This window comes from Rhodococcus sp. ARC_M12 (assembly GCF_022810385.1).
Taxonomy (GTDB): domain Bacteria; phylum Actinomycetota; class Actinomycetes; order Mycobacteriales; family Mycobacteriaceae; genus Rhodococcoides; species Rhodococcoides navarretei.
This window is the reverse complement of record NZ_JALGQI010000005.1, coordinates 176,890-189,662: the sequence shown is the minus strand read 5'-3', so window position 1 is coordinate 189,662 and position 12,773 is coordinate 176,890. Positions and strand designations below refer to the sequence as shown.

12 protein-coding genes and 1 pseudogene are annotated in these 12,773 nt (G+C 64.6%); 8 read left to right on the top strand and 5 right to left on the bottom strand.

The features are described from left to right. Nucleotides 1-86: 86 nt before the first annotated feature. Together MTX35_RS08910 and MTX35_RS08905 are read left to right on the top strand one after the other, a co-directional pair. Nucleotides 87-656: a TetR/AcrR family transcriptional regulator gene (locus MTX35_RS08910; RefSeq protein ID WP_243594623.1), complete on the top strand. Its 570-nt coding sequence runs from the start codon at nucleotides 87-89 to the stop codon at nucleotides 654-656. A gap of 22 nt (nucleotides 657-678) precedes the next feature. After that, nucleotides 679-945: pseudogene (locus MTX35_RS08905) on the top strand (DUF2277 domain-containing protein); the annotation flags it as partial. A gap of 80 nt (nucleotides 946-1,025) precedes the next feature. On the opposite strand, the gene MTX35_RS08900 reads toward MTX35_RS08905, so the two are convergent. After that, the gene (locus MTX35_RS08900; protein WP_243594622.1) at nucleotides 1,026-1,445 is read right to left on the bottom strand and encodes a helix-turn-helix domain-containing protein; all 420 of its coding nucleotides are present in this window, start codon (nucleotides 1,443-1,445) and stop codon (nucleotides 1,026-1,028) included. A gap of 292 nt (nucleotides 1,446-1,737) precedes the next feature. Between MTX35_RS08900 and MTX35_RS08895 the strand changes: the two genes are divergently transcribed. Then, nucleotides 1,738-2,409, top strand: a complete 672-nt coding sequence (locus tag MTX35_RS08895; RefSeq protein WP_243594621.1) for a hypothetical protein — start codon at nucleotides 1,738-1,740, stop codon at nucleotides 2,407-2,409. Between the two features lie 22 nt (nucleotides 2,410-2,431). Here MTX35_RS08895 and MTX35_RS08890 read toward each other — a convergent pair whose 3' ends face one another. Further along, complete coding sequence (locus MTX35_RS08890) at nucleotides 2,432-3,631, bottom strand: globin domain-containing protein (protein WP_243594620.1); 1,200 nt, start codon at nucleotides 3,629-3,631, stop codon at nucleotides 2,432-2,434. A gap of 174 nt (nucleotides 3,632-3,805) precedes the next feature. Here MTX35_RS08890 and clpB point away from each other — a divergent pair, with 174 nt between their 5' ends. From clpB to pyrE, 5 genes are all read left to right on the top strand, one after another. Beyond that, nucleotides 3,806-6,352: an ATP-dependent chaperone ClpB gene (gene clpB / locus MTX35_RS08885; protein ID WP_243594619.1), complete on the top strand. Its 2,547-nt coding sequence runs from the start codon at nucleotides 3,806-3,808 to the stop codon at nucleotides 6,350-6,352. 91 nt (nucleotides 6,353-6,443) lie between these two features. Continuing rightward, on the top strand, nucleotides 6,444-7,406 hold the full coding sequence (locus tag MTX35_RS08880) for a DUF5666 domain-containing protein (protein ID WP_243594618.1): 963 nt from the start codon (nucleotides 6,444-6,446) through the stop codon (nucleotides 7,404-7,406). A 94-nt stretch (nucleotides 7,407-7,500) separates the two neighbouring features. After that, nucleotides 7,501-8,517 carry a hypothetical protein gene (locus MTX35_RS08875; protein WP_374230264.1) on the top strand — a complete coding sequence of 339 codons (1,017 nt, stop codon included), beginning with the start codon at nucleotides 7,501-7,503 and terminating at the stop codon, nucleotides 8,515-8,517. A 57-nt stretch (nucleotides 8,518-8,574) separates the two neighbouring features. Then, nucleotides 8,575-9,156 (top strand): LemA family protein, encoded by a 582-nt coding sequence (locus MTX35_RS08870; protein ID WP_243594616.1) that lies wholly within the window; start codon nucleotides 8,575-8,577, stop codon nucleotides 9,154-9,156. Nucleotides 9,157-9,252: 96 nt separating this feature from the next. After that, entirely contained in the window at nucleotides 9,253-9,801 is a 549-nt protein-coding gene (pyrE, locus tag MTX35_RS08865; protein WP_243594615.1) for an orotate phosphoribosyltransferase, read from the top strand. 64 nt (nucleotides 9,802-9,865) lie between these two features. Here the strand turns inward: pyrE and MTX35_RS08860 are convergent, their stop codons facing one another. Genes MTX35_RS08860 through MTX35_RS08850 form a run of 3 tightly spaced genes read right to left on the bottom strand, consistent with a single transcriptional unit; the run spans nucleotide 9,866 to nucleotide 12,712 of the window. After that, entirely contained in the window at nucleotides 9,866-10,171 is a 306-nt protein-coding gene (locus tag MTX35_RS08860) for an EthD family reductase (protein ID WP_243594614.1), read from the bottom strand. An 11-nt stretch (nucleotides 10,172-10,182) separates the two neighbouring features. Further along, nucleotides 10,183-11,775: an NAD(P)/FAD-dependent oxidoreductase gene (locus MTX35_RS08855; protein ID WP_243594613.1), complete on the bottom strand. Its 1,593-nt coding sequence runs from the start codon at nucleotides 11,773-11,775 to the stop codon at nucleotides 10,183-10,185. A 10-nt stretch (nucleotides 11,776-11,785) separates the two neighbouring features. Then, the gene (locus MTX35_RS08850) at nucleotides 11,786-12,712 is read right to left on the bottom strand and encodes an alpha/beta hydrolase (RefSeq protein ID WP_243594612.1); all 927 of its coding nucleotides are present in this window, start codon (nucleotides 12,710-12,712) and stop codon (nucleotides 11,786-11,788) included. Between the last annotated feature and the right edge of the window lie 61 nt (nucleotides 12,713-12,773).

The window sequence follows — 12,773 nt, the reverse complement described above, 5'->3', positions numbered from 1 at the left end:
GCCACTCCATGGTTTCGCTTGTTGAATCGGTGTCTAATAGTGACCGTACTCACTGTTGAACTCGTGTCAAGTAACATTCGAGGCCCATGACTCGAAAGCGGATGACTCCAGCGCAACGGCGGGCGCAGTTACTCGAGATCGGCTCGGCACTGTTCGCCGAGCGGCCCTACGAGGACGTGTGGATCGAGGAGGTCGCCGATCTTGCGGGCGTCTCACGCGGGCTGATGTACCACTACTTCCCGTCCAAGCGGGAATTCTTCGTCGAGATCGTGCGCACCGAATCCGAGCGCAATCTCGAAGTCACCGCACCGGACACCTCGCTTCCGGTCCTCGAGCAGATTGCTGCCGGGCTCGATGCCTACATCTCCTACGTCGACGAGCACGCGCACGGCGTCCGAGCCGTCAACCGCGGATCCCTGCTGGGAGACCGAAAGATCGACGACATTCTCACGCACGAGTTCGAGATCCAGCAGGAGCGGATCCGGGCTGCTCTGCCCGAGAAATTTCGCGACGACGACATGGTCCGCATCGCGCTGCGCGGGTGGGTGGCCTTCGTGCGAGCGGTGTGCCTGGACTGGGTGGAGCACAGAACTGTCGACCGAGAACAGGTCCGTGCGCTGTGTCTACGTGCTGTGGCAGGTCTTCTCGAGGTGTGAGCTGCGGGGTTATCGTCGACGCATGTGCCGAAACATCACCACCCTGCGAGGCTTGGAACCCCACGCCACCGACGAGGAGATCGAAGCGGCGGCGCGTCAGTACGTCCGCAAGATCAGCGGCGTGCAGAAGACATCCGACGCCACCCGTGACGCCTTCGAGTCGGCCGTCGCCGAGGTGACAGCCACGACGCACCGGCTCCTCGACGCGCTGCCGGAGCGGCGTCAGCCACCGCCAACGGTGCCGCCGCTGAGGCGTCCCGAAGTGCAGGCGAGGATAGCGGCGGCGGGAGTGGAGCCTGCGGAACGACCCATGTCAGCGGCGGGAGTGGAGCCTGCGGAACGACCCATGTCAGTGGCGAAAGCGGGGACCTAGAGGGTGCTGTCCGGCGGCACCGCGGGGAGTCCTTCGCTCACGCGGAGCTTCTCGGCCATCGAACTGAGCAGGTTCTGGGATTCCTCGGACAGGTCGAATGCCCGAGCGGACAGGCGGCGAAGGCCGTATCCCTGCAGTCTGTTGAGCAGTTCGAGGTCGTGATCGACCTTGGACGCGTAGATGTTGTCGAAGAAGTAGTCGGGCTTGACCTTGAAGAACGCGGCCAGCGCCGTCACGGTGTCCGCGGACGGGTTGGCGCGCTGCCCCGAGCGCAGTTGCGAGATGTACGGCTTGGAGATCTGGTGCCCGCGCCGGGCGAGGGCATCGGCGACCTCGGCGTTGGTGTGTGGCTTGCGTCCGGGCGGGTGGATCGTGGAGAACAGATGGTTGAGACGTGCGGCGAAATCAGCGGACATCGGGGGAGTGTGTGCCTTCCTGATACAGCCGCTGCCCACCCGGGCAGATCGGCCCGCCCCGGACCGAACCGGCTCATACTATCCGCTGTTTCGGCACCGGTGAACCATGGCTGACCTGCAGAAACCCACTCGAAAATCGTACTGATCGGTTTCGTGTCGGACCTGGATGCGCAGCGCGGGCGCGATCCGGGCTGTATCGACAAGTTTGGATCGAACGAATGGTTTTCCGCAGAATCGGACGCGTGATCGGAGCCCCGGTGGCAGACTGTCTTGCCAGGCGAAGGGGGCAAAAATGACCGATCGTCGACGACGAACGTTCGATTCACGAGACGGTGACGCGGAGGTGGTCGAGCCGCTGCTGCGCGCGGTGCTGTCCTATGCCCCGCGCGATGAACCGCCCATGCCGCACCCCTCCGAGGGGATCACCCTGCGGGCAGAGAACGGCTCCGGTGCTGTTCGGCTCGAACTTGCCATCGCAGACGAACTGGGCGCAGGTATCCCAGGACCGTTCGGATCCCGGTTCTACGAATGCGGATCGTTCGAAGTCGTTGTCCCTCAACGAGATCCACGAGACGGCGCGCTTCTGATGATCCACCTGCTCGACGCACGAGCGCCGCACCGGTTCGAATTCGCGACGTCGATGCCGCCGCAATGGAGCCTGCGGCTCGAGCGTGACGGCTCGGTAACCGTACTCGACGAACATGGCGATGCAGTGATATTCATCGGTCGCCCATGGGCTTTCGACTCCGATCTGCATTCGGTTCGCGTGCATTACACCATCGAGAACGGTCGACTGGTGCAGAACATCCGAGCCACCGCGGACACCGCGTATCCCATTCTGATCGACCCCGACCCCGATGCGATCATCGCCGGAGACGGCAGACTGATCACCGAGACCTGGACTCCTCGACTGGTGGTCGGTGGCGTCGTCGAGGATGCGCCACCGAAATCGCTGTCCAGCTGACACTCTCGGCGCGTGAGGTGATTCAGAACGGATCGTGCTGAATGTGTTCCATCGGCGTGCCCACTTTGCGGAGGGCGTAGAGCGTCGTGCGCACCATCGCCGGCGACCCGCAGATCTGAATCTGCCGATCGGCCCACGAGCCGAACCGGGTGACCACCTTGCCCACCGGGCCGTGCAGACGGTGGTGCATTCCCCACGGAAGTTCGCGCGGCGGACCCGAATACCACCACGGGTTCTCGAGCTCCTCGGTCACCGGGACGACCGTCAGCCACGGGTTCGACAACGACAACTGCCAGAGGGTGTCCAGATCGTAGAGGTCGCACGGATACGTCCCGCTGACGAACAGGTGCACTCGCGGATTGTTGCTGCGCTGCGCCATTTCCATCACCTGCGCGCGCAGTGGAGCCAGACCGGTACCGCCCGCGATCATCAACACGTCCTCGCGAATCGCGCGATCGATGTGCATCCCGCCCAGGGGTGGACTGATGGACCAGCGATCACCCACCGCGGTCTCGGTGACCATCGCAGGAGACACCCAGCCACCGGAGACGCGTCGAACATGGAACTCGATCTCTCCGTACGGGTTGCTGGGGATGGCAGGAGAGAGGTAACGCCAGAGTTTGGGTCTCTGCGGAATCTGCACGCTGACGTACTGCCCGGGGAAGTACGGGATCTCGCCGTCGGTCTTCAACCGCACCACCGCGAGGTCGTCGAGAAGCCGCTGATGTTCGACGACGGTGGCACTCCAGAACGGCGGTAGTTCGTCGTTGTCCGCGGCGTCGGCCATTGCGTTGCTCACCACGGTGAGGGCGTCCGTCCAGGCCGTCTCGACCTCGTCGGTCCACACCTCGTTGCCGGCAAAGGCCCGGAAGGCGCTGATCAGAGCCGAGCTACCCGCGCGAAAGTGTGCGCCCGAGATTCCGTGCTTGCGGTGGTCCCGGCCGAGTTGCTCGAGGAACGGTTCGACCCGGTCGGTGTCGTCGAGATGCTCGAAGACATAGCCGAGTGCCAGCACGAAGTGTTCGCGCAACGCGTCCATCGATGCGGGGAACAGGGTGCGGAAGTCGGGGTACTCGGCGAAGAGATGGGCGTAGAAGGACCTGGACAGCCTCGCCGGGCCGTCCTGAGCGGCCACGACGGATTTGAAACCGGTACGGACCAGGGAGATCGTGCGTGCGTCGAGCAACCTCCACCCCCACCGATTGACACTGTCGACCGTCACCAAAGTAGACCGATCGAGACTGTCGCGCGAGAGGGCTTCGCCGTCGTGCGTGTTTTGCCCAGCCAGAGCTGCGCAAAACGCGCTCGAGAAAGTCAAGGTTGAGCGGAACAGACTCAACTTGTCTATGGTTGTACCGAGCGACACGCAAGAACCATTCGAGAAAGAAGGTGACCGGTGGACAGTTTCACTCCCACCACGAAGTCGCAGGCTGCACTGTCGTCTGCTCTGCAGGCCGCATCCGCGGCCGGCAACCCGGATATCCGTCCGGCACATTTGTTGGTGGCGTTGCTCGATCAGACCGACGGCATCGCCACACCCTTGCTGAAGGCCGTCGGCGTCGACCCTGCAACGGTGCGTCGAGAAGCGCAGAACCTCGTCGACCGCCTGCCCTCGGCATCCGGCTCGACCACCACTCCGCAACTCGGCCGTGAAACCCTCGCCGCGATCACCGCTGCGCAGCACCTGGCCACCGAACTCGACGACGAGTTCGTCTCCACCGAGCACCTCATGGTGGGTCTCGCAACAGGAAACGACGACGTCGCCAAGCTCTTGAGCGGGCACGGAGCCGGACCCAACGAGCTGCGCGACGCCTTCCAGGCCGTCCGTGGCAGCGCCCGGGTCACCAGCGCGGATCCGGAGAACACCTATCAGGCGCTGGAGAAGTACAGCACCGACCTGACCGCGCTGGCCCGAGAAGGCAAGCTCGATCCCGTCATCGGACGTGACACCGAGATCAGGCGCGTCGTGCAGGTCCTGTCGCGGCGCACCAAGAACAATCCGGTGCTCATCGGCGAACCCGGTGTCGGCAAAACGGCCATCGTCGAAGGACTCGCGCAGCGCGTCATCGCCGGTGACGTACCGGAAAGCCTGCGCGGCAAGACCGTCGTCTCGCTCGATCTCGGTTCGATGGTCGCCGGAGCGAAGTTCCGTGGCGAGTTCGAGGAGCGGCTCAAAGCCGTGCTCGACGACATCAAGAACTCCGCCGGTCAGGTCATCACGTTCATCGACGAGCTGCACACCATCGTCGGAGCGGGCGCGACCGGGGAATCCGCGATGGACGCGGGCAACATGATCAAGCCGATGCTGGCCCGCGGTGAACTGCGTCTGGTCGGTGCGACGACCCTCGAGGAGTACCGGAAGTACATCGAGAAGGATGCCGCGCTCGAACGGCGCTTCCAGCAGGTGTACGTCGGTGAGCCCTCGGTCGAGGACACGGTCGGCATTCTCCGCGGACTCAAGGAGCGCTACGAGGTGCACCACGGTGTCCGGATCACGGACTCCGCCCTGGTGGCCGCGGCAACCCTGAGTGATCGATACATCACCGCCCGGTTCCTGCCCGATAAGGCGATCGACCTCGTCGACGAGGCGGCGTCCCGTCTGCGGATGGAGATCGACTCACGCCCCGTCGAGATCGACGAGGTCGAACGCGCCGTCCGTCGCCTCGAAATCGAGGAGATGGCCCTGGCGAAGGAGACCGACGACGCGTCGAAGGCTCGGCTCGACAAGCTTCGCCAGGAGCTGGCCGATCTGCAGGAGAAGCTCGCCGGACTCAGCACACGCTGGCAGAACGAGAAGAACGCCATCGACTCGGTGCGGGTGCTGAAGGAGGAGCTGGAGAACCTGCGCGGCGAATCCGACCGCGCCGAACGCGACGGCGATCTGGGCCGGGCGGCCGAGCTGCGCTACGGACGTATCCCGACTCTCGAGAAGGAGCTCGCCGCCAAGACCGAGGCATCGCCTGCTCAGGGCGACGTGATGCTCAAGGAAGAAGTGGGCCCGGACGATGTCGCCGACGTCGTCGCGGCCTGGACCGGAATTCCGGCGGGCCGGATGCTCGAAGGCGAGACCGCCAAGCTGCTCCGCATGGAGGACGAGCTCGGCAAGCGAGTCGTCGGACAGAAGGACGCAGTACAAGCGGTGTCCGACGCCGTCCGACGCTCCCGCGCCGGGGTGGCCGATCCCAACCGTCCGACGGGATCGTTCCTGTTCCTCGGACCCACCGGAGTCGGTAAGACCGAGCTCGCAAAAGCGTTGGCGGAGTTCCTCTTCGACGACGAACGCGCGATGGTGCGCATCGACATGAGCGAGTACAGCGAGAAGCATGCCGTCGCTCGTCTGGTCGGTGCACCTCCGGGGTACGTCGGCTACGAGGCCGGTGGACAGTTGACCGAGGCGGTACGCAGGCGGCCGTACACCGTGGTGCTCTTCGACGAGGTCGAGAAAGCGCACCCGGACGTGTTCGACATCCTGCTCGCAGTGTTGGACGAAGGCCGGCTCACCGACGGCCAGGGCCGGACCGTCGATTTCCGCAACACGATCCTGATCCTCACCTCCAACCTCGGTGCCGGTGGCACCAAGGAACAGGTGATGGACGCGGTGCGGCGTTCGTTCAAGCCCGAGTTCGTCAACCGTCTCGACGACGTGGTGGTGTTCGACGCCTTGTCCGAGGACCAGCTCGAGTCGATCGTGGACATCCAGCTCGGCTTCCTCACCAAGCGTCTTGCCGCTCGACGTCTGACGCTGGAGGTGTCGTCGCCGGCGAAGATGTGGCTCGCGGCCAGGGGCTACGACCCGCTCTACGGCGCCCGGCCGCTGCGGCGACTGATCCAGCAGGCCATCGGCGATCAACTGGCGAAGCTGCTGCTCGCCGGGGATATTCACGACGGCGACGTGGTGTCGGTCAACTCGAGCCCGGACGGCGAACGCCTGATCCTGGGTTGACCGGTCTACGAGACGGGCCCGCACGAGCACTGCTCGTGCGGGCCCTTTCTGTGTCGTCACCAGCGGTCTACCGGGTAGGTACCCTCGTGGAATGACGAATCCGGACGACCCGCGATCACCTCGAGAACGCGATCAGGACGCGGCACGCCAGGCGGAGTCATCCGAGCCGACCCAGGACCACGGTCAGCCGTACCTCGGAGCTCAGCAATATCCGGACGCCCAGCAGTATCCGGATGCCCAGCAGTATCCGGATGCTCAGCCGACGGAGGCGTATCCCACCCAGGCTTATCAGTACCCGCCGCAGGGAAATCCAGATCCACCGGCTTACCCGCAGGGCTATCACCCCACGCAGGCACTTCCGCCCTACGACCCCGATCAGCAGGCGGCAGCGAACCAGGCCTACGGCCAGACCCAGCAGTACGGCCAGGCACAGCAGTACGGCCAGGCACAGCAGTACGGCCAGGCACCGGGATACGACACTCAGCAGTTCGGCCACACTCAACAATTCGGACAGCCCCCGCAGTACGGGGCACCGCCGCCCCCGGGGGAACCGAACTCCGCCGACGCGGGCAGCAAGGGTCCCCGGCCGTGGGTGCTGGCGTTGATCGGACTCGCCGTCCTCGCCATCGTCGTGGTGTTCGGAATTTCGTTCCTGAGCGGCGGATCGGACGAGCCCAGCACCACTGCCACCGGTCCGTCGACGTCGATCAGGCCACCCACGTCCAGCGCGCCCACGACCACCCCGCAGCCCACCGAGTCGGGTGCCGCCACCACGCCCGAGCTGATTCCAGGGGGCATTCCCGAGATACTCGGTCAGCTCGGTTCGTCGGCCGGGACGATCACCGCGAACGACGGTTCGACCCTGACACTCGACGGCCTCGACGGCGCTCAGGTCACGGTGCAGACCACACCCCAGACCCAGATAATTTCGTTGTCCGGTAGCGATCTGGCGTCGCTGCCCGTCGGCGGTTTCGTCGTGGTGCAGGGCGAGCCCGTCGAGGACGGGACTGTTCGCGCGAACGTCGTCATCGAAACTCCGAATTTGGGCGGATGAGCAACTCGGGTTGTTCCAGTGATCGTTCACAGGACCCGGCGGTGGTGGGCAGTGACGACGTGGATGTCGATTAAGGTGGTGCGCGATGACGGCAATGTGGTTCGGCCTGGCGGCGATTGCACTGATAGGTGCAGTGGCCCTGCTCTACATCGACAGGTCCAAGCGAGATCAGTCCGGGCGGCTGCGGCAGATGTGGGCCAAAGCGCAAGGGTACGAGTATCGATCGCACGATCGAGACCTCGTCACTCGGTTTTCCCGGGCGGCCCTGTCCAAGCCCGAATTCGACGTCGCTCTCGGCGTGGTCACCGGTGTTCGACGCGGTGAGGAGTTCGTACTCTTCGACGTCGAGGAGACGGGGACCATCGTGGCCGTGCAGCGCTCGGTCGGTTCCGATGTCGACATCGATCTGCGGCCCCGCTCGACGCCACCGCCCCGCGACGAGGACATGGAACTGCTCGGTTCCATCGGCCCGCGCGTGGTGTTCGCAACCGACGTCGATATCGCTCGTCGTGTGTGCGACCAACGGATGGCCGCATTCACCGAGTCGATCCCGGCGAATCTACAGCTGTTGTGGAGCGAGCAGGACTGGACTCTGGGATCTCTGCCACTGAACAGTTCGGGCCGCGATTGGGATGCTGCGATCGACGCGGTCGCGCGCCTGTCGGGCATGCTGCACGTACTGCCTCCCGTCCGCGGAAGTGCGGTCTACGGCGCTCGCGCAGGCGGCGGCGAGCCCGGCCGCGATCGAAGCGATCCCGGCAGGCCACTGGTGCACGAAACACGTGCTCAGCAGGCACGTACGCCGCAGGATCAGCAGCCTCGGGTGTCCGAACCGCGCATCCAGGCCGTGCGCGGTCCGGAGCAGCGCAGCCCCGAGCCGAGGACGCCTGCACCCCGAACACCGGAGCCACGCGTTCAACCACCTCGGGTCCCCGAACCCCGTGTTCAGGAGCCCCGCCCACAGGAGCCGGGTCGTCGGCCTCGTCCGCCCAGGCCCGATGCGGCCGGTCCGCAGGCGGCACGATCGGCCGATGCGTCGCGTCCAGTTCCGCGTCCGCCCGTGTCACGCCCCATTCCGTTCGACTCGGAGCGCCGACGCAATCAGCCCTGATGTCCTTCGGGCGTGTTTACGGGCGCAGAAGCGCTTACGCGGCTAAATTCGTACCCTGTGACGGTTTCCTCGAGTGTGGTTGCGGCAGTTCTGGTGCTCATCGTGCTGGTGGTCGGGTACATGGTCATCGTGGTGCGTCGACTCGGTCGGTACGGCGAGCAGACCGAACAGAGTCTGCGGCTGGTCGATGTCGAAGTAGAGCGACGTCACGAGCAGCTCGGCCCGTTCCTTGCCGCCGCGGAGACCACCGAATTGTCCGGTGATCTGCTTCGTCAGCTCGGCGGTGCACGTTCGTGGTCGAAGGCCGTGCGCGAGCGCGGACTGGGTCTACAAGCGCAGGCCGCCGCCGAGAACGCGCTGTCCGCCGCATTTCATGCCGTGCTCGCCGACGCCGATGCGCGTCGAACCGCGTTGGGCAATTGGGCGTTCCAGGGCCCGGCCGGAGAACTGAACGTCACCGAACGCCGCATCGCCGGCGCGGTGCGCGTGTACAACGACAACGCATACCGCCTGTCACAGGCGGTCGGAAGCTTCCCGTCCTCGCTCGTCGCCAAGTCTCGCTCGCTGACCGCCCCGGAACCGTTCGTGGAGACGAAGGAAGTACAGGACGAGCAGCCGTCCGCGAACGTCGCCGTGTAGTCGACACCGCCCATGCCGCGGGAGCGGCGGAACACGTCGGTGGGTAAGTTCGTATCGACCCGCCCGACTCTGTGGTGAGACGAGAGGAACCCGAACATGGCCGAGCATGCCGTGAATGCGGACCGGCAGGAGCTGGCCGATCTGGTGAAAGAGCTTGCCGTCGTGCATGGGAAGGTCACGTTGTCGTCGGGCAAGGAAGCCGACTACTACGTGGATCTGCGTCGCGCGACTCTGCATCATCGGGCGGGTGCGCTGATCGGTTCGTTGATGCGTGATCTGGTTGCCGACTGGGATTTCGTGTCGGTCGGCGGTCTGACGATGGGGGCAGATCCGGTGGCGATGTCGATCATGCATGCCCAGGGGCGTCCGATCGATGCATTCGTGGTGCGCAAGGCCGCCAAGGCGCACGGCATGCAGCGTCAGATCGAGGGACCGGACATCGTCGGCAAACGTGTTCTGGTGGTGGAAGATACGACGACGACCGGTAATTCGCCGCTCACGGCTGTCGCAGCATTGCGGGACGCAGGCGCGACGGTCGTCGGAGTGGCCACGGTGGTGGACCGGGCGACCGGGGCGGACGAGGTCATCGCCGCCGAGGGACTCGAATATCGATCCCTGCTCGGCTTGGCGGACCTCGGCTTGTAAAAAAAGTGGTGCGGTTCAGTGCCCCCCGGCGGCACTCGACCGCACCACTGCGGCGAAGCCGCGGTCAGGCGACCTCGACCTCGTGCATGTCCATGACGAATCCTGCGCCTGCGAAGTTGGCCATGTCTTCGCCGCCGGCCTTACCCTCGGGTGATCCGAGAGCTGCGAGGGCCGCGTCCTTCGACGGGAAATTCAAATTGCCGACGACGAAGTGGGCGGGCGTCGAACCGTCCGGGGTTTCGGACACACCCCACTCGAACGAGCTGATCCCTGGCATCGTCGCAGTCAACGGTGCGTGGATGCTCCGATAATGCGCGAGGAAGGCGTCGGGGTCCTCGGGGTGGTTGTACGCGACGGTGATGCGGAACATGTGTCGAACTCCTAGGTCGTGGTGATGAAGCCGGTGTAGTTGTCGGCGGCGACGCTGTCGCAGGTCTCGCGGAAGACGTTGAGTCCACCGACGTAAGACATGATCACGCGAGGCTTCCCGGGAATGTTGGCGCCCGTGTACCAGGAGTTGCCCTCCGGGTAGAGAGTCATGTCTGCCAGCTCGACCGCGCGGGCCGTCCATTCCTTCGCAGCCGTCTCATCGGCCTCGAAAGTCTTGGCACCGACCGATTCCAGATGCGCGACGGCTTCCGCGGTCCACTCGACGTGTTGCTCGATAGCGCAGACCATATTGGTCAATACATTCGGGCTTCCTGGTCCGGTGAGGGTGAACAGATTCGGGAACTCGTCGACGGCGATTCCGAGGTAGGTGACCGGACCGTCGGCCCACTTGTCCTGCAGTGTTTTTCCGTTGCGACCGCGGATGTCGATGTTCAGCAGTGGTCCGGTGATGGCGTCGAACCCGGTGGCGAACACGACGACGTCGAGTGGATACTCGGCGTCGGCTGTCTTCAGTCCCGTCGGCGTGAGTCCCTCTATCGGTGCGTTCTTCACGCTGACGAGAGAGACGTTGTCGCGGTTGTAAGTTTGAAAGTAATTGGTGTCCAGCGTTATTCGCTTGGCACCCAATGGGTGCTCGCGCGGGGAGAGCGCCTCGGCCACCTCGGGGTCGTCGACGACGTCGCGGATCTTCCCGCGGAAGAACTCGGCGATGGTGTCGTTGGCCGCACGATTGCTGAGCAGGTCGGGATAGGCCGCGATGAGATCGATAGCGCGATGGCGATCCCACCGCTCCTCGAATACCGCCGTGCGCTCCTCTTCCGAATGATCGAACGTATTGACGTCGAGAGTGTCGACGGGTTGTCCACCGCCGGATGCCTTGGACGCAACCTTGTAGTCCTCGATGAGCTCTTTGAACATGCGCTTCTCGTCCTCGGTCAACAGCCGATTGCCGCAGTCGAGACTGAACGCAGGTGATCTCTGGAACACCGTGAGGTGTGCTGCCTGCTCGGCGATCTTCGGAATCACCTGCACGCCCGAGGATCCCGTGCCGATGACGCCGACGCGCTTACCGGTGAAGTCGACGCCGTCTCGTGGCCAGGCGGCGGTGTGAAGTGTGGTGCCCTCGAACGCGTCGAGGCCGGCGAAGTCCGGGGTGGACGAGGTGGACAGGCATCCCGCAGCAGTGATCAAGTACTTCGCGCTCACGTATTCGCCGGAGTCGGTGCCCACCGTCCACAGCGAGGTGTCCTCGTCCCACACTGCGGACTCGACGCGCACATTGAACTGGAAGTGCCTCTTGACATCGAGTCGGTCGGCGACGAAGTCGATGTAGCGCAGGATTTCCGGCTGCGCCGGGTAGCGTTCGGTCCATTCCCACTCGTCGATGAGATCCTGCGAGAACGTGAACGCGTACTCCACGCTGAGAACGTCGCATCGCGCGCCGGGGTAGGTGTTCCAGAACCAGGTTCCGCCCACTGTTTCCGCTGCCTCGAAGCCTCGCACCGTCAGTCCGAGCTGCTCGAGTTTGTGTGTCATGTAGATACCGGACAAGCCGGCACCGACCACAATTGCATCCGTTGTCATGATGTTCCTTTCACGCGCTCACGGTGTCGAGGTGGGCACGAACGGCGTCGCCCACGTAGGAGATGCCGTCCTGGGCACCGGGGAGAATGTTGACGAACTGGAAGAAGCCGTGCATCTGACCGTCGAAGACCTTGATGTCGACGGGAATGCCTGCAGCGCTGAGCTTGTCGGCGTACTTCCGACCTTCGTCGCGCAGCACGTCGTGCTCGGCGAGAAGGATGACCGCGGGGGCGACGTCGGTCACGTCGCCGTGCAGCGGGGACGCGTCCCAGTTGGTCCGAACCCCGGCTTCGGGCGTGTAGAGGTCCCAGAACCAGATCATCGCGGTTCGATCGAGCATCAGCTGGTTGGAAGCATCCTTGTACGACGCGCTGTCGAAATCGTGATCGGTCACCGGATAGACCAAGACCTGGAGAGCTACCTTCGGCCCGTTCTCGCGCACCGAACGCTGGGCGACGACGGCGGCCAGGTTGCCTCCCGAGCTGTCTCCTCCGACCATCAAGGGCAGTGCGGCGTCGAACCAGGATGCGCTCCACTGCAGCACGTCCCACGCATCGTCGGCTGCAGCCGGATAGACGTGTTCCGGTGCGAGTCGGTAGTCCGGGAGCACGACGACGCAGCCGGTCTCGATGGCGATCTTGCGAGCAAGGGTGTCGAATTGATCGGGGTTGCCGACGACCCAGCCGCCGCCGTGGAAGTACACGAGCACACCGCGAGGTTCGGACGAGGGGGTGAGCACCCGGACGTCGATGTCGTGGCCGTCCGCGCCGGCGACCTTCACGTTCTCCACGCTGTCCATCTCTGGACCGGGGCCGTAGAGGTCGATGAAACTTTCGTTCATCAGGCGGGCCTCGGTGGGCGTCATTTCGTGCAACGCTTTACCGCCTCCCTCGGCAGCTTGCGCGAGGAAGGCGGCGGTGGCTTCGTCGAGTGCCAAGACGTGACTCCTTCGATGATGACCGCGATGCGGACCATGTCGGTCAGGTGATATGGCTCAC

Bases quoted from the DNA above. Each gene is read 5' to 3' on its own strand.
- MTX35_RS08860 (WP_243594614.1), bottom strand. From the start codon at position 10,171: ATGTTCCGCATCACCGTCGCGTACAACCACCCCGAGGACCCCGACGCC.
- pyrE (WP_243594615.1), top strand. From the start codon at position 9,253: ATGGCCGAGCATGCCGTGAATGCGGACCGGCAGGAGCTGGCCGATCTG.
- MTX35_RS08880 (WP_243594618.1), top strand. From the start codon at position 6,444: ATGACGAATCCGGACGACCCGCGATCACCTCGAGAACGCGATCAGGAC.
- MTX35_RS08855 (WP_243594613.1), bottom strand. From the start codon at position 11,775: ATGACAACGGATGCAATTGTGGTCGGTGCCGGCTTGTCCGGTATCTAC.
- MTX35_RS08900 (WP_243594622.1), bottom strand. From the start codon at position 1,445: ATGTCCGCTGATTTCGCCGCACGTCTCAACCATCTGTTCTCCACGATC.
- MTX35_RS08895 (WP_243594621.1), top strand. From the start codon at position 1,738: ATGACCGATCGTCGACGACGAACGTTCGATTCACGAGACGGTGACGCG.
- MTX35_RS08875 (WP_374230264.1), top strand. From the start codon at position 7,501: ATGTGGTTCGGCCTGGCGGCGATTGCACTGATAGGTGCAGTGGCCCTG.
- MTX35_RS08910 (WP_243594623.1), top strand. From the start codon at position 87: ATGACTCGAAAGCGGATGACTCCAGCGCAACGGCGGGCGCAGTTACTC.